Origin of the sequence: Alteromonas sp. LMIT006 (assembly GCF_024300645.1) — a bacterium.
Classification (GTDB): Bacteria; Pseudomonadota; Gammaproteobacteria; order Enterobacterales; family Alteromonadaceae; genus Opacimonas; species Opacimonas immobilis.
In genome coordinates, this window is sequence record NZ_CP101291.1 from 2,184,296 (window position 1) to 2,204,305 (window position 20,010).

General features: G+C 45.3%; 13 protein-coding genes. 3 read left to right on the forward strand and 10 right to left on the reverse strand.

The genetic code is table 11. From position 1 onward, the window contains the following. Positions 1–27 precede the first annotated feature (27 nt). Positions 28–4,398 (reverse strand): pullulanase-type alpha-1,6-glucosidase, encoded by a 4,371-nt coding sequence (gene pulA / locus NLG07_RS10205; RefSeq protein ID WP_254855345.1) that lies wholly within the window; start codon positions 4,396–4,398, stop codon positions 28–30. 18 nt (positions 4,399–4,416) lie between these two features. Beyond that, complete coding sequence (locus tag NLG07_RS10210) at positions 4,417–7,398, reverse strand: TonB-dependent receptor (protein ID WP_254855346.1); 2,982 nt, start codon at positions 7,396–7,398, stop codon at positions 4,417–4,419. 241 nt (positions 7,399–7,639) lie between these two features. Here NLG07_RS10210 and NLG07_RS10215 point away from each other — a divergent pair, with 241 nt between their 5' ends. Next, on the forward strand, positions 7,640–7,801 hold the full coding sequence (locus NLG07_RS10215; protein ID WP_254855347.1) for a hypothetical protein: 162 nt from the start codon (positions 7,640–7,642) through the stop codon (positions 7,799–7,801). A 60-nt stretch (positions 7,802–7,861) separates the two neighbouring features. Here NLG07_RS10215 and sucD read toward each other — a convergent pair whose 3' ends face one another. From sucD to sdhC, 8 genes are all read right to left on the reverse strand, one after another. Further along, complete coding sequence (gene sucD / locus NLG07_RS10220) at positions 7,862–8,734, reverse strand: succinate--CoA ligase subunit alpha (RefSeq protein ID WP_254855348.1); 873 nt, start codon at positions 8,732–8,734, stop codon at positions 7,862–7,864. Then, positions 8,734–9,900 (reverse strand): ADP-forming succinate--CoA ligase subunit beta, encoded by a 1,167-nt coding sequence (gene sucC / locus NLG07_RS10225; RefSeq protein WP_254855349.1) that lies wholly within the window; start codon positions 9,898–9,900, stop codon positions 8,734–8,736. Before sucC ends, sucD begins: the two co-directional genes overlap by 1 nt. A gap of 149 nt (positions 9,901–10,049) precedes the next feature. After that, positions 10,050–11,522 carry a 2-oxoglutarate dehydrogenase complex dihydrolipoyllysine-residue succinyltransferase gene (gene odhB / locus NLG07_RS10230; protein WP_254855350.1) on the reverse strand — a complete coding sequence of 491 codons (1,473 nt, stop codon included), beginning with the start codon at positions 11,520–11,522 and terminating at the stop codon, positions 10,050–10,052. Between the two features lie 11 nt (positions 11,523–11,533). Then, the gene (locus tag NLG07_RS10235) at positions 11,534–14,356 is read right to left on the reverse strand and encodes a 2-oxoglutarate dehydrogenase E1 component (RefSeq protein WP_254855351.1); all 2,823 of its coding nucleotides are present in this window, start codon (positions 14,354–14,356) and stop codon (positions 11,534–11,536) included. Between the two features lie 148 nt (positions 14,357–14,504). Further along, positions 14,505–15,215: a succinate dehydrogenase iron-sulfur subunit gene (locus tag NLG07_RS10240; RefSeq protein ID WP_254855352.1), complete on the reverse strand. Its 711-nt coding sequence runs from the start codon at positions 15,213–15,215 to the stop codon at positions 14,505–14,507. 11 nt (positions 15,216–15,226) lie between these two features. After that, positions 15,227–16,999, reverse strand: coding sequence for a succinate dehydrogenase flavoprotein subunit (gene sdhA / locus NLG07_RS10245; protein WP_254855353.1), 1,773 nt, complete (start codon positions 16,997–16,999; stop codon positions 15,227–15,229). A 6-nt stretch (positions 17,000–17,005) separates the two neighbouring features. After that, positions 17,006–17,353: a succinate dehydrogenase, hydrophobic membrane anchor protein gene (gene sdhD, locus NLG07_RS10250; protein WP_254855354.1), complete on the reverse strand. Its 348-nt coding sequence runs from the start codon at positions 17,351–17,353 to the stop codon at positions 17,006–17,008. Beyond that, positions 17,347–17,721, reverse strand: a complete 375-nt coding sequence (gene sdhC, locus NLG07_RS10255) for a succinate dehydrogenase, cytochrome b556 subunit (protein ID WP_254855355.1) — start codon at positions 17,719–17,721, stop codon at positions 17,347–17,349. Before sdhC ends, sdhD begins: the two co-directional genes overlap by 7 nt. Positions 17,722–18,154: 433 nt before the next feature. Here sdhC and NLG07_RS10260 point away from each other — a divergent pair, with 433 nt between their 5' ends. Then, positions 18,155–19,438: a citrate synthase gene (locus NLG07_RS10260; protein ID WP_254855356.1), complete on the forward strand. Its 1,284-nt coding sequence runs from the start codon at positions 18,155–18,157 to the stop codon at positions 19,436–19,438. A gap of 90 nt (positions 19,439–19,528) precedes the next feature. Then, a complete protein-coding gene (locus NLG07_RS10265) occupies positions 19,529–19,993 on the forward strand; it encodes a DUF3429 domain-containing protein (protein WP_254855357.1) in 465 nt (154 codons plus the stop codon). Positions 19,994–20,010 lie beyond the last annotated feature (17 nt).

Genomic DNA, 20,010 nt, shown 5'->3' on the forward strand with positions numbered 1-20,010 from the left:
GCGGCTTTTGCGATTAGGAATTTTTTCCTATGGGGTTTGTGTCACCGTTAAGCTCGGTACACCCGTTAATGGTGGGCCTACCGTGAACTTGTACGTCGCATTGGCAGGGAAATCAAACAAGAAATTATCTTGACTGTTTTGGATTAGCCCTACTGGCGTATCAATCACAACATCACGCTCACCGCTTGGTGCGCCTAAGTTCACTGTCGCCCAATCGTCTGAAGCGACTTTAAACTCATACGCACCCGCTGAAATCTCAATATCGACAGTGTATGTACCAGAGTCATTGTCAAATGCAAATGCATTTGCCGTACCCCAGCCATTCATACCGCCACGTAAGAAGACCTCTGTCGCGCCGAAGAATTGGTTTTGGAACACACCAATCATTGGCATCGCAGGGTCAGAGACATCTAACGTCACGCGAAGCTCATCTGCAGCTGCACCTAATAAGCGGAAGTTTGGACCGCCACTGGTGTTGGCTTGGAGTAATGAACCTACGGTAAAGTTACGCGCTGCATCGGTGTCTTCCGTCGCACCATGGTCGACTGTTGACCAGTCTTCTGAAGCAACTTTGAACTCGATGTCGTTACCATCGTGGTTGAATACCGCGCTGAATGTCTTACCGCCTTGGTAATTCATTTCATTGCCAGTACCCCAACCGTTCATGCCACCACGTACATAGACTGCCGTACCGAAGTAAGGATTGTCTTTACGTACCAATAGTGTCGGGTTGTCTAGGTCTGCTGCATCAAACACAAACTCATAGGTTGCGTCCACATCAGCTGTGAACTTCAAGTTGTTGTTCGATGGCGCTAGTGCAAACGCACTGCCTTCAGTGACCACATCAGATTCACCATCTGGTGCACCTAGGTTTGGATTCGCCCAATCCGCTTCCGCGACTTTGAACTGCTCCTCTACCCCACCTGTGAGGTCATAGGTCGTTGTATAGATACCATCGCCTGCGTAGCTAAACGGTGTGGCCGTGCCCCATCCATTCATGCTGCCGCGTAGGTAAACCGTCGTTGAACCATAAGGAACAATGTCTGGTGCACCTGCTGTCGCGAAGGCCGATAAGCCCATACCTTGCTCAGTGCCCTGCTCTTTCACAAATACCGCGATGGTTTGGGCTGGGACTGTAAACAGACCATTGCCTTCATCATCGTCAGTACCTTCAGCAAAGCTTGCACCACGCACGACTTCATCCACCGAAGCAGCTTGAATGTCGTGAAGCGTAAAGCCCGTCGCAGTATTCACACGAATCGATGCTTCTTCATAGTTGCTGTTCACAACGACCATGATGGCATCGACGTTTTCGTCTAAATCAGCAAAGTCGGTACCATCGTCAATGCTCATCGCAATGAGACCCGGCTGTTGTGAGCGACCAATGTTGTGGAAACCTACACGTGCTTTGATGTCTTCACCCGTAGTTAAACGGAACAATGGTGAGCTGCTGCGAATACGCAATAGCTCTTGGAACACGTCGCCAGCAAACGCAATATGCTCAGCGGTCGCAACACGGTCTGAACCATAAACAAACTCACCAATCGCATCCCACGCACCTTGGTTGTCTTGCGCTAACGGCAGACCAACGTTCCAGTTGTTCGTAGTCTTAGTGAAATCCGTCTTGTTAAACCAGTCGCCGGCATCATAAGTGTTACGATCCATTGATTTGGAGCGCAGTAAATCACCACCAAACTGTAGGAACGGAATACCTTGTGACATCAACGGTAAACCTAGCGCCATATTGTGCGCACGCACACGCTGGTCAATGGTTAAGTCATTGGGTAAGACATACTGCAACTGATCCCAAAGCGTATTACCATCGTGCTTAGACACATAGTTGATGATATCCGCAGGGTCTGCTGCATAACCGCCAAGTGCTGAAGTATTAGACGCTACGCCATTTTGGTCTTCTAAAATGAAGTCCGAAAGCGTGCCTGCCATACCTGACTTGATACGGTCGCCTTTATCGAGCTTCGCACCATTGTCATCACTGTTACGCGCAAAGAATTGGCCTTGACGGATGTCTTCACGCATACGGTCATTGAATGTACCAATGCCGCTACCCGCAAGGTTCATTTGCGTCGCTTGCGTCGCACCACGGTCAGCCATGGTCCAACCTTCACCGTAGAAGTAATTGTCCGGATCCACTGCTTGCACTGCTTCACGCAATGCCAAGACGGTTTCTTCAGAGTGCAAGCCCATTAAATCAAAGCGGAACGAGTCAAACTTGTACTGCGTGGTCCACATTAATAAAGAGTCTTGCATGAACTTCGCCATCATGCGTGAACGGTCTTCTGTATCGTCACAGCACGACTGACGCAAAATGCCACCAGATGTTATGTCGTAACGGTGGTAATAACCCGGTACCACTTTGTCTAGGACAGATTTTTCACTCAGACCAGACGCATTCGTGTGGTTGTACACAACGTCTAGTACAGTGCGTAGACCCATCTCATGCAAGGCTTTGATCATCGTACGCATCTCTAAAATACGTGCAACACCATCTGGGTCGGTTGCGTATGAGCCTTCTGGCGCATTGAAGTGATGCGGATCGTAACCCCAGTTAAACTGGTCATAGTTACGGACCTGATTCATTAGCTCCTGTGCTGCAGCTGGATCTAAGAACGGATCATAGCTTTCTAGCACTTGCTGGAGTGTCATGTCACGAATCGATGTGTCTTCACAGATGTCCAAACGACGATTCAGCAAACACAATTCAAACACTGTGCTGTTCAAATCCACAGTACGATCACTGCGTTCATCAATGGTCGCAATGTCATTCGCTGGAAGCATGTGGAAGTGAGTCACACCTGCATCGGCAAGCGCTTTTAAGTGATTCACTGGCGCTGTATCTTCTTGTGCAAACGCTAAGAATTTACCGCGAACCGCTTCTGGCGTCGATGCGTCAAGTGCAGAGAAATCACGAATGTGACCTTCATAAATCACGGCATCTTCAGGATTCTCAATCGTTGGCGCAGCATAATCATCCCAGCCTTCTGGCTTCAGATCAGCATCGTTTAAATTCACAAACTGTGAGAAACGACCATTCACACCTAAGCTAACTGAGTACGGGTCTGTGACTTCGTATGACTCAATGTCACCTGTGACCGGGTGGAACACCGTCATCGCAAAGCGGTAGAACATGCGATCCATGCCAGTACCTGTGTAAGACCAGATACCTGTCATGGGATCTTCAGTCATCGGATGCGATGCTTGTAGACGTTTTTCAGCGTTATAAACTTGTAACGTAACAGATAGTGCGGTCGGCGCCCATAGGTTGACGGTAATACCATCATCACCATAGATAAGACCTAACGTTGCTTCGTCCGCATCGGCTTCACCAGCGGTATAGATGCTGTCAAGCGCATTAGCAATTTGTACGCCAGTCGCTGCCACTAAGGCACCATCGACATCATAACCACCAAGCACGGCTTGACCTTTTAAGACCGCTTTCGCGTCATCCACTGTCCAAGGGCCAGAAAACGCACTTGCACCAGTCACTTCTGGGTCAATTGCACGCTGCGCATCAGTCAAATCCACGGCCGTTAAATCAACCGCTGTGCCGTTAAGACCAGATTCTAACGTCGCCTCGATACCTGCAGATAATGAGTAGTGTAGTTTGACTGACTCAACCGCATCTGGTGCATCCCAAACGATCGTCGTCGCATCAATCCAGTGTGCGGCCATGCCGTCAATCTGAACTGGACGCTCGCCCAAAGAAATAATTGGGAATTCAAAAACCGTTGGCTCACCAGTAAGCGTGAAGTTCATGCGCGCAAAACGGGCTTCATCTTCGGTCGGTGCTGGCGCTTCAGGATCGTCCAATAACTTAGCTTTAAAGTCTGCACCGCCCATTTCTTTACCCGCATCGTCAGTACCGATGTGGATAATGAAGTTATGGCAGCTCCCAAAACCCTCTTTTAAGTTCAAGATCCAGTATGCACCATAGTTAGGATCAACCCCGTTGTGCACTAAACCATTGTCCCAAGATGCGGCAAGCGAACTTGATTCAAGGGCATCACACGCATCGTTGTTCCAAGTATGCAAACGCCAACCTTCATATGACGCATCGTTAGTGGTATTCGGCGCACCGGCTGCTGCGCGGTTATAATACAACACCGCTTGACGGTCTGTTGGAAAAACAGATGGATCCGGCAATGATGTATTCACACCAACCACACAGTTTTCATTGGCCGCGTCAGGTACTGTTGGTGCAGCACACTGAATCGGAGGAGGAGGCACACAAGCAGTACCTTGCGCATTGGGTACATTTGGCGCAGAACAAGCTAATAGTTGCACGCCAGATTCAATATCTGAACCGCCACCACAGCCTGCAAGGCCTAAAGTACCAAGCACGAGTACTACTGCACCCATTTTTCGGAATGTTTTAAACATAATCTTATTACTCCGATATTATAGTGAATAGGTCATGCCTAAGAAGTACTGAGTACCAAAATACTGAATCGTACCGGTCAATGACTCATCGATAAAGTACGTTTTAGTTGGTGCGTCAGTCACGTTATTCGCTTGGAATAACACGCTTAGGTTTTCGTTAATTTCATAAGATGCCTGCAAGTCCACAACGATTTCTTTATCGAAGTTTACGACTTGTTCATTCACGGCAACTTGTTGTGACACAAATGGGTCGCGATAGCGAGTACTTATACGCGCTTCAAACCCGTCGTGCTCCCAAAAACCAGTTACCGTTGCAACTTGCTTGGAAAGCCCTTGTAAGTCGCTCGTATATACACCATTACCTGTGGTACGTGTGATCTCAGATTCGGTATACGAGTAACTTGCGTTGACCCCTAAACCAGCCCAAAGTCCCGGTAAATTTGAGTAGATCTCGGTGTAGGCAATTTCAATACCGCGAATGTAACCACCCTCAGCATTATTGACTGCCGTTGTGTATGTTCCGTTTTCAGTTGGAACAATCACAGTAATTGGGTCGCCTGATGCATCCAATACTGGCTCATCATCTTCGTCCAATACCGTGACCGACACCTCTGTTGGCACATCAAATCCATTTGCAGCAAAATCATACGGGGTGATCCCAAACTCATCGATGAAGGATTTGATGTTTTTGTAGAATAACGCTACGACAAAGGCACCATCAGTTTCATCAAAGTAACGCTCATAAGACAAGTCGAACTGATCCGCATAGAACGGACGCAAGAACGGACTGTTGGTACTCGAGCCGTTGATCTCTGCCGTTGGTTTGGTCAGTACGATGTCGCCAGTGTCTTCATCAATGGATGCAAACACATCCGATACACGCACATTTGCATTGGCAAATAAACGATTGATTGGCGGACGCCCCATGACCTTGGCAGCAGCAAAACGAATCTGTTCATTGTCTGAAATCTTGAAGTTCAAGTTTAATGAGGGCAAGTAATCACGATACGAATCGCCTATAATATCAAACGCAAACCAATCGTTGATTAGGCCTGCTTCGTCAGTCAGATATTGCGCACCATTTTCAGGATTACCCCGTTTATCAATAATTCTGCCTAATTCGTCTTCAATATTTTCTGACACATCCCGTAAGACAGTGGAAGATTGCTTAGTATCCACCATGCGAACACCGATATTGCCCGTTACTGGTAAATCGCCAATTTCTGCGTCGATGTTCGCCATGATGTAAGCCGAAGTGACCTCTTCAAATACAGAGCCTGACTCTGTCACTGACCATGCCGTATTTGGACCTTGACCAGGAGTAGGACTATTGATTACACCAGGATGAGAGGTCCCCCACGTTTGCACTGGCTGTGGAATACCTGATGGGAACCATGCATTAAGCGCTTTATCCAAGTCAATCGATAGGTAACTAGGGAAGTAGCTAAACTCACCTTTCCAATCCACCACTTCCACCATATCAGAGGTCAAACGCAGTGGCGGTTGATTGCGTGGGAAGCCCGAATCTGAACCGTACTCAAACACAGAACGGTCTGAAGAATACTCGCGGTCAGAGTAACGCGCACCAAACTCAATAGAAGAGATGTAATCACTATCCACTAAGTATTTGAAGTCCAAACGGAGCGCTTCTATCGCATCTTCGTTTTGATAAGGATAAATACCATATTTACTGGCCATCACCCGGTTGATGTCGCTGAAGGCATCAAACTGACTGAAACCAATATCTGGTAAATCTAAACCGTTATTTTGATAGCTGATTTGGACATTTTCATCAAACACAGCCGTGTCAGCGTTCGCATCGACTGCCACATTGGACCATAACAAACCATTGCGGAAATCAGACGATGCAGATGAATAGGATGCGTCAAAACTGACTGACCAATCATTATTAATATCCCACTGAGCATTGACACCATAACTTTTCACTTCATCAAAATCTTGGTTGTCATCGTTTACTAACTCAACACGTGTCGCACTAGATGAGTTACGTGTAAACGTACCACCGGTCACAAACCCGTTGGGGTTTACAGTTAGATTAGCTAATGAGGCTTGATTCGCAGCGAGCTTCACGCGGAAACCACGTGCAAATTGTTCTGAATCAAAGCGCGACAAGAAAAAATCGGATTTCAAGCGGAAATTATCCACTGGCTGCCATTCTATGGCTGCCATGTAACCGTTTCGGGTTTCTTCGCCGCCCTTATGCTGCATCTCGAAACCTTCGGAAACAGTGACTTCTTGGCCTTCATAAATGCGAGTGCCACCTGGTGCTAGGCCAATATACTGCGTCGCGACCGATGGTTGAAACAAACGGGCATAACCAAGGGCTAGACCTAAGGTATCATCAAGGTATTTGCCTTGATAAGAAAAACTCAAACGACTACCAAAATCAGAGTTATCAGACACTTCGTCCGAACGGTCGTTGGTCATGCCACGCACATTCAGACCAAATGTATGAGTTTGGTCATTGCTCAGCGGACTCGCCGTAACAAGCTCAACCGTACCGGCAACACCGCCTTCAATCAAAGACGCCTTTGGCGATTTGTATACCGCAGCAGAACTGATCAATTCCGAAGGATATTGGTCGAATTCGATTGACCGGTCACCTGAGGTAGAGACCTGTTCTCTTCCATTAAGGGTTGAAAAAACGAAATCGCCAGATAACCCACGGATGTTGATTTCCGCAGCCTGTCCACCGGTACGTACCGCAGATATACCTGGAAGACGCGTTAATGCATCCGCCATTGATACATCAGGTAGACCACCGAGATCGTCAGCTGATAATTGTTCTGATACCGTGTCACCAAAACGTTTTTGATTGAGTGATTTAATTAAGCTCGTAGAAAATCCACGGACTTCAATTACTTCTACTTCCTCTTTTTTTGGTGCTTCCTCTGCGTCCTGAGCAAGTAACGGTGTTGCCATTACTAACCCACTGGCAGCTAGTGCAGCGGTTATCATACTGGGTCTAAATTTATTCATTAGTGTGTCCCATTCCCATTGTAAAAATATGAGTTACGAGATTTAGCACGAAACTCACGCTGTTTATCACAGTTCAAGATAAAAAAAATAGGACACAACTACAACTTTATACATACGTATTCATAACATTTATGTAACAACAATGAACGTGTAAACCGATATTTTGGTCAGCAGACATCTGTATTTTGTTATTTCATAATCGCTTTGCAATCAATGCACTTTATTAAGAGGAAAAAATATCATGCAACGACAACAAATGGTGGTTATTAAGCCGTCTGAATGGAAAAAGGTAAATGGTGGCGTATACAAGGATGCATTTATCCCGGATGATTACATGAAACCGTATGGTCCATATTATGAAAAGCCAAATCGACATGATTACTATGATCACATTGTAAAATAGCAGAAAAAAGCCCCTTACTCAAACGAGTAAGGGGCTTGTATTTCATTAAGCTTGGTTAAATTACCAACCAGTGATTTCGCGCAGACCTTTGCCGATATCAGCAAGAGAGCGAACGGTCTTTACGCCAGCCGCTTCTAGTGCTGCGAACTTGTCATCCGCAGTCCCTTTACCACCTGCGATAATAGCGCCCGCGTGCCCCATACGCTTACCTGCTGGAGCCGTTACACCTGCAATATAAGAAACAACAGGCTTAGTCACGTTTGCTTTGATGTACTCAGCCGCTTCTTCTTCTGCTGTACCACCGATTTCACCGATCATCACAATCGCTTCAGTACCTGGGTCGTTTTGGAACATTTCAAGTACGTCAATGAAGTTAGAACCAGGGATTGGGTCACCACCAATACCTACACACGTAGATTGGCCAAAACCTTCATCAGTCGTTTGCTTAACAGCTTCGTAAGTCAACGTACCAGAACGTGAAACGATACCTACTTTACCTGGCTTGTGGATGTGACCAGGCATGATACCAATCTTACACTCACCCGGAGTGATAACACCTGGGCAGTTTGGACCGATCATACGCACGCCTTTTTGCGTGATGTATTCTTTGACATACAACATGTCAATCGTAGGAATACCTTCAGTAATACATACGATTAGCTCGATACCTGCATCAGCGGCTTCGATGATTGAATCTTTACAGAAAGGTGCTGGTACGTAGATAACTGTTGCGGTAGCGCCAGTCGCTGCTACTGCATCTGCTACGGTATCAAATACAGGAAGACCTAGGTGCGTAGTACCGCCTTTACCAGGAGTAACACCGCCCACCATTTGTGTGCCATACTCAATCGCCTGCTCTGAGTGGAACGTACCTTGACCACCAGTGAAGCCCTGACAGATGACTTTAGTATCTTTATTAATTAAAACTGACATTATTTGCCCTCCGCCGCTGCAACTACTTTCTGAGCTGCATCTGTAAGAGATTCAGCTGCAATAATATCCAAATCAGAAGAAGCAAGTACTTCACGACCTAAATCGGCATTCGTACCTTCTAAACGCACAACCACAGGTACATTTACGCCAACTTCTTTCACCGCACCGATGATACCTTCAGCGATCATGTCACAACGTACGATACCACCGAAAATGTTAACCAATACTGCTTTAACATTGCTGTCAGATAGGATGATTTTGAACGCTTCCGCAACACGCTCTTTGGTCGCGCCGCCACCCACATCTAGGAAGTTTGCTGGGCTACCGCCGTGCAAGTTAACGATGTCCATCGTGCCCATTGCCAGACCAGCACCGTTCACCATACAGCCTACATTGCCATCTAGGGCAACGTAGTTAAGCTCAAAAGAAGCTGCATGAGCTTCACGCTCGTCTTCTTGAGAAGGATCGTTCATTTCTGCGACTTTCTTTTGACGATAAAGCGCATTTGAATCCACACCTAATTTGGCGTCTAGACAGTGTAAATCACCGTCTTCTTTAATCACTAGCGGGTTAATTTCGATCAATGCCAAATCTAAATCTTCAAACATTTTCGCAAGACCCATGAAAATGTTTGTGAACTGGCGAACTTGTACACCTTGCAGGCCAAGCTTGAATGCAATTTGACGAGCTTGGTAAGGCTGAGGACCCACTAATGGATCGATTTCAGCTTTAAGGATTTTCTCAGGTGTTTCTTCTGCAACGGTTTCAATTTCAACACCACCTTCGGTAGATGCCATGAAAACAATTTTACGAGAAGCGCGGTCAACCACTGCACCTAAGTACAACTCTTGAGCGATGTCTGTGCATGATTCAACTAAGATACGGCTAACTGGCTGGCCATTTTCATCTGTTTGATACGTTACTAGGTTTTTACCTAACCAGTTCTCTGCAAACGCTTTGATGTCTGCTTTGTCTTTAACAAGCTTTACACCGCCTGCTTTGCCACGTCCACCTGCGTGAACTTGACATTTAACGACCCACATGTCGCCGCCAATTTTATCTGCCGCTGCAACTGCCTCTTCTGGCGTAGCTGCTGCGAATCCTTCAGAAACAGGTAAGCCATATTCTCTGAATAATTGCTTGCCTTGATATTCATGCAAATTCATGTTTTCTATCCGCTTTTTTGATTAAAAATCAGACGTTAATACGTCCATTCGTTGCTAAAAAGAATGTTTCATGGGTATAAAACACTCAAAACAAGACCGATGATACGTGATGTAACATCGGTCTAAAACTCTAAAAGACCAAAGTCTAACTATACATCAAGTAGTAGACGCGTTGGATCTTCTAACATCTCTTTGACTGTCACTAGGAAGCCAACTGATTCCTTACCATCGATAATGCGGTGATCATACGATAATGCCAAGTACATCATTGGTAAGATCTCAACTTTGCCATTCACCGCTACTGGGCGATCTTGGATTTTGTGCATACCCAAAATGGCACTTTGAGGAGGATTGATGATAGGTGTTGATAACAATGAGCCAAATACCCCACCGTTAGTGATAGTGAAGTTACCGCCTTGTAATTCGTCTAAAGACAACTTGCCGTCACGACCTTTGATCGCAAGTGCTTTAATACCTTTTTCGATATCCGCCATACCTAACGCATCAGTATCTTTAAGTACTGGAGTCACTAGACCACGAGGCGTAGAAACTGCAATGGATACGTCAAAATAGTTGTGATAAACAATGTCATCACCGTCAATAGATGCATTCACTTCTGGGTAACGCTTCAATGCTTCTGTTACAGCTTTAACATAGAATGACATAAAGCCTAAACGAATACCGTGACGCTTCTCAAAACCGTCTTGGTATTGCTTACGCAAATCCATGATAGGCTTCATGTTGATTTCATTGAATGTCGTCAACATCGCTGTAGAGTTTTTCGCTTCTAATAGACGGTTAGCGATTGTCTTACGTAAACGCGTCATTGGTACGCGTTTTTCTGAGCGCTCACCACCAAGGTTTACGGCTGCTTCTGCTACTGGAGCTGTCGCCACAGGAACCGAGCCACCTTTTAAGAATTGCTCAACGTCTTCTTTTGTAATACGTCCACCTTTGCCTGTGCCTTTTACTTTCGCTGGGTCAACGCCTTTTTCGGCTAGTAAACGGCGAACTGAAGGGCTAAGTGCATCGTTATCATCATTTGACACTTCTTCCGCTGCTGCAGGCGCAGCCGCAGCTGGCGCTGCACCGTGTGCAAACTGTGCAATCACTTCTTCTGCAGTGACCGTCGCACCTTCTTCTGCGCTGATTGCAATCAAAGTACCATCCGCAGGAGCAACGACTTCAAGTACTACTTTATCGGTTTCAATATCGACAAGATTCTGATCGCGAGAAACTGGCTCGCCAACCTTTACATGCCAAGTTGCAACGGTAGCATCCGCTACAGATTCAGGTAGTACTGGAACTTTAATGTCTTCGGTTTTACCTGACGCTACAGGCGCTTCAGCCGAAGCACTTGCCTCAGCTTTTGGCGCAGCAGCTGCACCTTCAGTCAAATTAGCAATGACTTGTTCAGCTAATACTGTTGCGCCTTCTTCATGAAGGATTTCAGCAATCACACCATCAGCAGGTGCAACCACTTCTAGAACCACTTTATCGGTTTCAATATCAACAAGATTTTGGTCACGAGTAACTGTATCACCAGCTTTTACGTGCCAAGTTGCAACCGTTGCATCCGCTACCGACTCTGGTAAAACGGGAACTTTAATTTCAGTAGTCATTGTGTTTGTCCTTATTTAATATTGAGTGCGTCTTCAACCAACGCTTTTTGCTGTTGATTGTGAACGGCTATGTAGCCAACCGCTGGAGATGCTGATGCGTCTCGTCCGGCATAAGTTAATGTCGCTCCAGCAGGGATTGACTCATAAAAATGGTGCTGTGAACAATACCAAGCGCCTTGATTTTTCGGCTCTTCTTGGCACCATACCCAGTCTTTTACGTGTTTGTATTGCTCTACCACGTTCTGCATCTCAGCAGATGGGAATGGGTAAAGCTGTTCAATACGTACAATAGCGATGTCGCTTAGTTCTTTTTCACGACGCTTTTCAAGTAAGTCGTAGTATACTTTGCCCGAACACATCACAACGCGTTTGACCTTCTTCGGATTGATATCATCAATCTCAGGCAAGACGTTGTGGAAGACGCCTTCTGCTAATTCTTCCATTGACGAGACCGCTAATGGATGACGTAGAAGTGATTTAGGCGACATGACAATCAACGGACGACGCATCGGGCGCACTGCTTGACGACGCAGCATATTGTATACCTGTGCCGGAGTTGATGGCACACACACTTGCCAGTTGTGGTCAGCACATAGCTGTAAGAAACGCTCTAAACGGGCTGAGCTATGCTCAGGGCCTTGGCCTTCATAACCATGTGGTAATAATACGGTCAAGCCACATAGACGACCCCACTTGGCTTCACCAGAACACAAGAACTGGTCAAATACGACCTGCGCACCGTTTGCGAAATCACCAAATTGGGCTTCCCAAATGGTTAATGTGCGGGGCTCAGCAGTTGAATAACCGTATTCAAACGCCAGTACAGCTTCTTCAGAAAGTACTGAATCGTGCACTTCAAAACGGCCTTGTTCAGGCGCAATATTTTGTAGTGGCAAATAGACGCTTGCATCCGTTTGATTGTGCAATACGGCATGACGATGGAAGAAGGTTCCACGGCCAGAGTCTTGACCGGTAATACGGATATCGGTGCCTTCAGCTACCAATGACGCATAGGCTAGGTTTTCTGCCATACCCCAATCGAGTAAGCGTTCGCCTTCAACCATTGCACGACGGTCGTCATACTGTTTTTTGACACGAGAGTGCAACTTGTGCTCAGCAGGGATATCAACAATACGCTGACCTAATTCAATTAGACGTTCTACCGGTAATTTACCGTCATAAGCAACATCCCAGTCGTGCCCTAAGAACGGAGTCCAATCAACTGAGTGCTCGGTCATTGGACGCCACTCTTCTACCACACAAGCACCGTGGTCAAGGGCTGCGCGATACTCAGTAATGAGTTTATCGATTTCGTGCTGTTCAACACTGCCTTCTGCAGTCAATTGTTGTGCGTACAACTCACGAGGCACGGGGTGTTTTCTGACCTTTTGATACATCAAAGGTTGCGTTGCATTGGGTTCATCCGCTTCATTATGGCCATGACGGCGATAACACACCAAATCAATGACAACATCACGTTTAAACTTATTGCGATAATCCAGCGCAAGCTTCGTCACAAACGCAACGGCTTCTGGATCATCACCGTTAACGTGAAAAATAGGCGCCTGAACCATTTTGGCAATATCAGTACAGTACTGAGTCGAACGCGTATCTTCGGTTTTGTTAGTAGTAAAACCAACTTGGTTATTAATAACAATTCGTACTGTACCACCCACCGAATATGCGCGTGTTTGTGACATATTGAAGGTTTCTTGTACCACACCTTGCCCTGCAATTGCAGAGTCACCGTGAATAGTGATTGGCAAAACTTTAGTACCTTCTGAACCACGACGCTCTAAACGCGCTTTTACAGAGCCCATCACCACAGGATTAACAATCTCAAGATGCGATGGGTTAAAGGCAAGTGCTAAATGAACATTGCCGCCATCTGTTGCAAAATCAGATGAATAACCAGCATGGTACTTCACATCACCTGCGCCTAATGATTCATCATGCTTACCGGCAAACTCATCGAATAGGACAGATGGGTTTTTGCCTAACACGTTAACGAGTACATTTAATCGACCACGGTGAGCCATACCGATAACGACTTCTTTTGAGCCCGATGCACCGGCTTCATTGATAAGACCCTTCAGCATTGGAATTAAAGAGTCACCGCCTTCTAACGAGAAACGCTTTGCACCAGGGAATTTAGAGCCCAGGTATTTTTCCATACCGTCCGCAGCAATTAAGCCTTTTAATATCTTGATCTTCTCATCACGAGAAATTTCAGGACGCGCTTCAACCGATTCAATACGCTGTTGCAACCAACGCTTTTGCTCGGTATCCGTGATGTGCATATATTCTGCGCCAATCGAAGCACAGTAAGTACGATTCAGTGATTTATACAACTCGCCTAAAGACATTTTGTCTTTACCGATTGCATAAGAACCGACATTAAATACCGTATCAAAATCTTGTTCAGACAAGTTGTGATGAGACAACTCTAAATCGCGCACACGCTCTTGACGCCATAAACCGAGTGGATCAAGGTTGGCGTGTTGATGCCCACGGAAGCGATAGGCATTGATGAGCTGTAACACTTTGACCTGTTTTTCATCGCCTGCGACACCCACTTGCTGTGGAGCGCTTGAAGCAGCGCGGGCAATAGGACCAAGTGCGGCGAGTTTGCGGTACTGTTCGCGAATTTCAGTGTGATTGGCGTCAAGTGAAACGCCATCAACTTTTGGTAAAGAATCAAATACTTCTTGCCAAGTAGCTGGAACGCTCTGCGGATCCTCTAGATAGAGTTCAAATAACTCTTCTACATAGGCCGCATTTGCACCTGCCATGTGTGAGGATTCCCACCAAGCTTGCATTGTGCTTTGTTGCATCGATTATGCCCTGTTTCCTATTTGTGATGTGTAGTCTTGCTGTGACCACGTCCATTGTTTCAATATTTTGTGCAAAAAAATAGCCATCCATGTCACGGGATAGCTATTTAGGAACTGAAGGCCGACTTGCTGTCAGCCTTTATTACAACTAAACAGCTCGTTGTAAAAGCATCGATTTGATTTGACCGATGGCTTTGGTCGGGTTTAATCCTTTCGGACAAACGCTGACACAGTTCATGATCCCGTGACAACGGAATACACTAAACGCATCATCCAGATCATTCAATCGTTCTTCAGTCGCAGTATCACGACTATCTACTAAGAAGCGATAGGCGTGTAACAAACCAGCAGGCCCAATGAATTTATCAGGGTTCCACCAGAATGATGGGCACGAAGTCGAACAACATGCACATAAAATACACTCATAAAGACCGTCTAGCTTTGCACGTTCTTCAGGAGACTGAAGGTGCTCACGTGCTGGAGGCTGTTTGTTATCATTAATCAAGAATGGCTTGATTTTTTCGTACTGGTTATAAAACTGCGTCATATCAACGACTAGGTCACGAACAACTGGTAGCCCCGGTAAAGGTCTAACAACAATTGTACCCTTGCCTAAAGCTGATAATGGAGTGATACATGCCAGGCCGTTTTTGCCATTCATGTTCATACCATCAGAACCACAGACGCCCTCACGACAGGAGCGACGGAAAGATAAAGTTGGGTCTTGTTCCTTGAGCGCCAAAAGTGCGTCAAGAACCATCATATCCTGACCTTCTTCAACCTCTAACGAGTATTCCTGCATACGAGGCTTATCATCGATATCAGGGTTGTAGCGATAAATTGAAAAATTAAGTTGCATCTTCATTCTCCTTAATATGTACGCGCTTTCGGCGGGAAGGCTTCACGCAATTTAGGCGTCATATTAACGTCACGTTTAGTCATGCCTTCAGTTTGAGGGCGGTAGATAGAGTGGCATAACCAATTATCATCATCACGCTCTGGGAAGTCGAAGCGGCTGTGCGCGCCACGGCTTTCCGTCCTGAAGTTCGCTGCAACTGCTGTTGAGTACGCTGTTTCCATTAAGTTATCTAGCTCTAAACACTCGATACGCTGAGTGTTGAAGTCTGATGACTTATCATCCAAACGAGCATATTGTAAACGCTCACGGATTTCTTTTAATTCTTTAAGACCTTCAGCCATTGCATCGCCTTCACGGAATACCGAGAAGTTTAATTGCATACACTGCTGCATGTCTTTCTTGATTTGAACTGGGTCTTCACCTTTACCAACTGCTGATGATTCCCAACGATTAAAGCGTGATAATGACGATTCCAAATCAGATTCAGACGCGTCGCGAGATACGCTGATTTCTTTCAGTTTATCGCCAAGGTGTAAGCCAGTAGCACGACCGAATACAACCAAGTCAAGAAGTGAGTTACCGCCAAGACGGTTGGCACCGTGTACAGACACACAGGCGATCTCACCACAAGCAAATAAACCTTCGACTGGGACGTCATTGCCATTGTCGTCGATATTGATGACTTGACCATCAACGTTAGTTGGTAATCCACCCATCATATAGTGACACGTTGGGATAACTGGAATCGGCTCTTTGACCGGGTCAACGTGTGCAAATGTGCGAGATAATTCAAGGATACCAGGTAAACGCGACTCAAGGACTTCTTTACCTAAGTGGTCAAGTTTGAGCTTGATGTGTGGGCCCCAAGGACCATCACAACCGCGACCTTCACGTATTTCAGTCATCATTGAGCGTGCAACGACATCACGGCCAGCTAAGTCTTTGGCATTTGGTGCATAACGTTCCATGAAGCGCTCGCCATCTTTGTTTAGAAGATAACCACCTTCACCACGACAGCCTTCAGTGACCAAGGTCCCTGCGCCTGCTATACCCGTTGGGTGGAACTGCCACATTTCCATATCCTGAACCGCAACACCTGCGCGAAGTGCCATTCCAACACCGTCACCAGTATTGATGTGAGCATTGGTAGTAGACGCGTAGATACGGCCAGCACCACCTGTTGCTAAGACAACCGCTTTGGATTTGAAGTACACCACTTCGCCCGTTTCGATGTCTATTGCAGTACAACCAACCACAGCACCGTCTTGATTTTTAACTAAATCAAGCGCATACCACTCAGAGAATACTTTGGTTTTGTTTTTAACATTTTGCTGATAAAGCAAATGCAATAAGGCATGACCTGTACGGTCTGCTGCGGCCGCAGTTCGGGCAGCTTGCTCACCACCAAAGTTTTTAGACTGGCCACCAAATGGACGTTGGTAAACACGACCTTCTTCAGTACGAGAGAAAGGCAAACCCATGTTTTCCATTTCAATAATAGCTTCGGGGCCGGTTTTACACATGTATTCAATCGCATCTTGGTCACCGATATAATCAGAACCTTTGACCGTATCGTACATGTGCCATTCCCAATTATCTTCATGAGAATTACCCAGTGCTACTGTGATACCACCCTGTGCAGACACAGTGTGAGAACGAGTCGGGAATACTTTGGAAAGCAAAGCACAAGACTGACCTGATTGAGAGATTTGTAAAGCAGCGCGCATACCCGCACCGCCTGCGCCGATTACAACGGCATCGAATTCATGAACTGGAATACCCATCGTCTCTTACACTCCCCAAAGTACAAATAAGCCTACCGCTACATAAACGAAGGCAATAATATTTAACACGTATTGTAAACCAGCACGTAATCCAGCTGGCTTAATGTAGTCCGTTAGTACCTGCCATAGGCCTATGCGAACGTGTAACATGACTGAGACTAATGCCGCAAGAGTAAACACCTTGGTCGTTAACGAACCAAAGAAACCTTGCCACACGTCATAAGTTACTGTGTCAGTGGTGATGAAAAACCAACCGATGTAGAAAGAAAACAGCATAATGATAAGTGCTGTAGCGCGTAATGACACCCAGTCTTGGACGCCGTCGCGTTTGATTGTTGCTTGATTGGTTACCACAATGCCACCCCTATGATTAATGTTAGAGCAATCCAAGCGCCAATGACGATTTGCGCGCTTTTGTTACCTGATTCCAGCTCTTCCCAGTGTCCCATATCCATGATTGCATGGCGTACACCGCCAAGAATATGATAGGTTAAGGCTGAAATTGTGCCGATGGTAATGAACTTACCTAAAAAACCGTTCATTGCTGCCTGTACGTCCGCAAAACCTTGGGCTGAGCTCAAAGAGACTGCCCATGCTGCAATAACAAACAACAAAGCAAAAAACATCGCCACACCTGTTACACGGTGTAAAATCGATGAAATAGCAGACGGTGGAAATTTAATCGTATTTAAATCTAAATTTACGGGTCTTTGCTTTTTCACAATAACTTGCCTATTTCTCATTCGTAGGGATTTTTAACATTGACGTTATTTTCAAACGTGTCACATAGATGTTTGTAAATTTAACGTTAATTGCTATAAATCGTTGTTTCATCCAAAAAACCACAAATGTTAACCATTTGTTAACGTTTTGTAAGCTAAATATATTCCTTCAACATCAGATACACTTAGCAATGTAAGTATACCGAGGGCATTATACAATTACAATTTTCTGTGTCTAGTTAAGACATTAGTAGCAAAGTAAATGATCATGAACAGTATAATAAATGGCAATTTACACCATTTATTAAGGAAATTGTCATAAAAATTGACTTAATGTTACTTTACCCTTACAAATACGCCCCTTTGCAAAAGGTTTATTTATTTACATAACGCAGTTAAGATATGTAAAGAAACAATCTGAGGAGAACAAAATATGGCAGTAGATAAAGCCATTCTTACTATTGGTGACAAGGAAGTAGAACTTCCAATTTTACAAGGGACTGCTGGAAATGATGTCATCGACATTCGCACATTAGGCAGTACTGGGTATTTTACATACGACCCAGGTTTCTTAGCTACAGGTTCTTGCGATTCTTCTATTACTTTTATCGACGGTGCTGAGGGTGTATTACTACACCGTGGCTTTCCAATTGGTGAACTTGCTGAAAAATCAGACTATTTAGAAGTGTGTTATATGCTCCTCCACGGTAGCGCACCAACTTCTGAAGAATATAAAGAGTTTAAAAATACCATCACACGCCATACTATGGTGCACGAGCAAATCGGTAAGTTTTTCCACGGTTTCTTGAATGATTCGCATCCGATGGCGATGTTATGTGGTACTGTTGGTGCATTATCATCTTTTTATCACAGTGATTTAGATGTTTCTTGTCCTGAACAACGCATTCGTTCTGCGCATCGTTTGATTGCAAAAATGCCAACCCTTATCGCAATGGCATATAAGTATTCCATCGGACAACCCTTTGTTTATCCTCGCAACGATCTTTCTTATGCTGCGAACTTCTTAAACATGATGTTCTCTGTACCTGCCGAAGATTATCACATCAGCCCAGCGGTTGAACGAGCAATGGACCGCATTTTCATCTTGCACGCTGATCACGAACAAAATGCTTCCACCTCAACAGTTCGTCTAGCTGGTTCTTCTGGTGCAAACCCTTATGCATGTATTGCTGCTGGTGTTGCGTCGTTGTGGGGACCTGCGCACGGTGGTGCCAATGAAGCATGTTTGAACATGCTAGAAGAAATCGGTACAGTTGACCGCATTCCTGAGTTCATTGCTCGTGCGAAAGACAAGTCTGATCCATTCCGCTTAATGGGCTTTGGTCACCGTGTTTACAAAAACACAGACCCTCGCGCCAAAGTCATGCGTGAATCTTGCCACGAAGTACTTGCTGAATTGCAACTAGACGACCCGTTACTTGACGTGGCAATGGAATTGGAGCGCATCGCTCTGTCTGATCCGTACTTCGCAGAGAAAAAATTATTCCCTAATGTTGATTTCTACTCAGGCATCGTATTAAAAGCAATCGGCATCCCAACAAACATGTTCACATGTATCTTTGCACTTGCACGTACCGTTGGTTGGATTTCACACTGGCATGAAATGATGAGCCAGCCAGGTCAAAAGATCGGTCGCCCTCGCCAAATGTACACAGGTGAAACACAACGTACTTATCAGCCAATTGATAAAAATTAATTAGCTAATATTCTATAAAAGCACTCTTCAGAGTGCTTTTTTTGTGTTCGCTTGATAGAATTTGCACAATGCAGAAGATGGAATGAAAAGATGTCTCACAATTCAAGTGTCCCCGAACCAGAAAGCTCCTATCGATTACCATTTCAAGCTTGGCTGTTAGGTGTTGCAGGACTGATTCCTTTTCTAACTATTCCGTTATTAATTACCATTGAGTTCATCTCATATAGTCAAGGTGTGTTTTATTTTAAGCAATATTCAGCACTGATTTTATCTTTCTTAGGTGGTGTATTATGGCTTAATGCCTTAATGGAGAGACATACTCCGCACATGCTTTACGTTGCCATGCTACCGAGTATCTTTGGCTGGTTTGCCGTCAGCTTTTTATCTAACAATACGGCTCTTACTTTTCTAACGTTAAGTTTTGTCAGTTTGGTGTTTTATGAAAGGTTGTTTCTTTTGATTCCAAAAGATTGGGTAAAAGACTACAGTAAATTGAGAATAATACTGACCGCAGTCGTTGCGGCCAGCCACTTTGTGATGACGATTCTAGATTAACCGTAAAAGTTAGAACC

Excerpts from the sequence above, each read along its gene's own strand:
- NLG07_RS10260 (WP_254855356.1), top strand. The coding sequence starts at position 18,155 with ATGGCAGTAGATAAAGCCATTCTTACTATTGGTGACAAGGAAGTAGAA.
- sucD (WP_254855348.1), bottom strand. The coding sequence starts at position 8,734 with ATGTCAGTTTTAATTAATAAAGATACTAAAGTCATCTGTCAGGGCTTC.
- NLG07_RS10240 (WP_254855352.1), bottom strand. The coding sequence starts at position 15,215 with ATGCAACTTAATTTTTCAATTTATCGCTACAACCCTGATATCGATGAT.
- NLG07_RS10210 (WP_254855346.1), bottom strand. The coding sequence starts at position 7,398 with ATGAATAAATTTAGACCCAGTATGATAACCGCTGCACTAGCTGCCAGT.
- pulA (WP_254855345.1), bottom strand. The coding sequence starts at position 4,398 with ATGTTTAAAACATTCCGAAAAATGGGTGCAGTAGTACTCGTGCTTGGT.
- sdhA (WP_254855353.1), bottom strand. The coding sequence starts at position 16,999 with ATGGGTATTCCAGTTCATGAATTCGATGCCGTTGTAATCGGCGCAGGC.
- NLG07_RS10215 (WP_254855347.1), top strand. The coding sequence starts at position 7,640 with ATGCAACGACAACAAATGGTGGTTATTAAGCCGTCTGAATGGAAAAAG.
- sucC (WP_254855349.1), bottom strand. The coding sequence starts at position 9,900 with ATGAATTTGCATGAATATCAAGGCAAGCAATTATTCAGAGAATATGGC.
- NLG07_RS10235 (WP_254855351.1), bottom strand. The coding sequence starts at position 14,356 with ATGCAACAAAGCACAATGCAAGCTTGGTGGGAATCCTCACACATGGCA.
- odhB (WP_254855350.1), bottom strand. The coding sequence starts at position 11,522 with ATGACTACTGAAATTAAAGTTCCCGTTTTACCAGAGTCGGTAGCGGAT.
- NLG07_RS10265 (WP_254855357.1), top strand. The coding sequence starts at position 19,529 with ATGTCTCACAATTCAAGTGTCCCCGAACCAGAAAGCTCCTATCGATTA.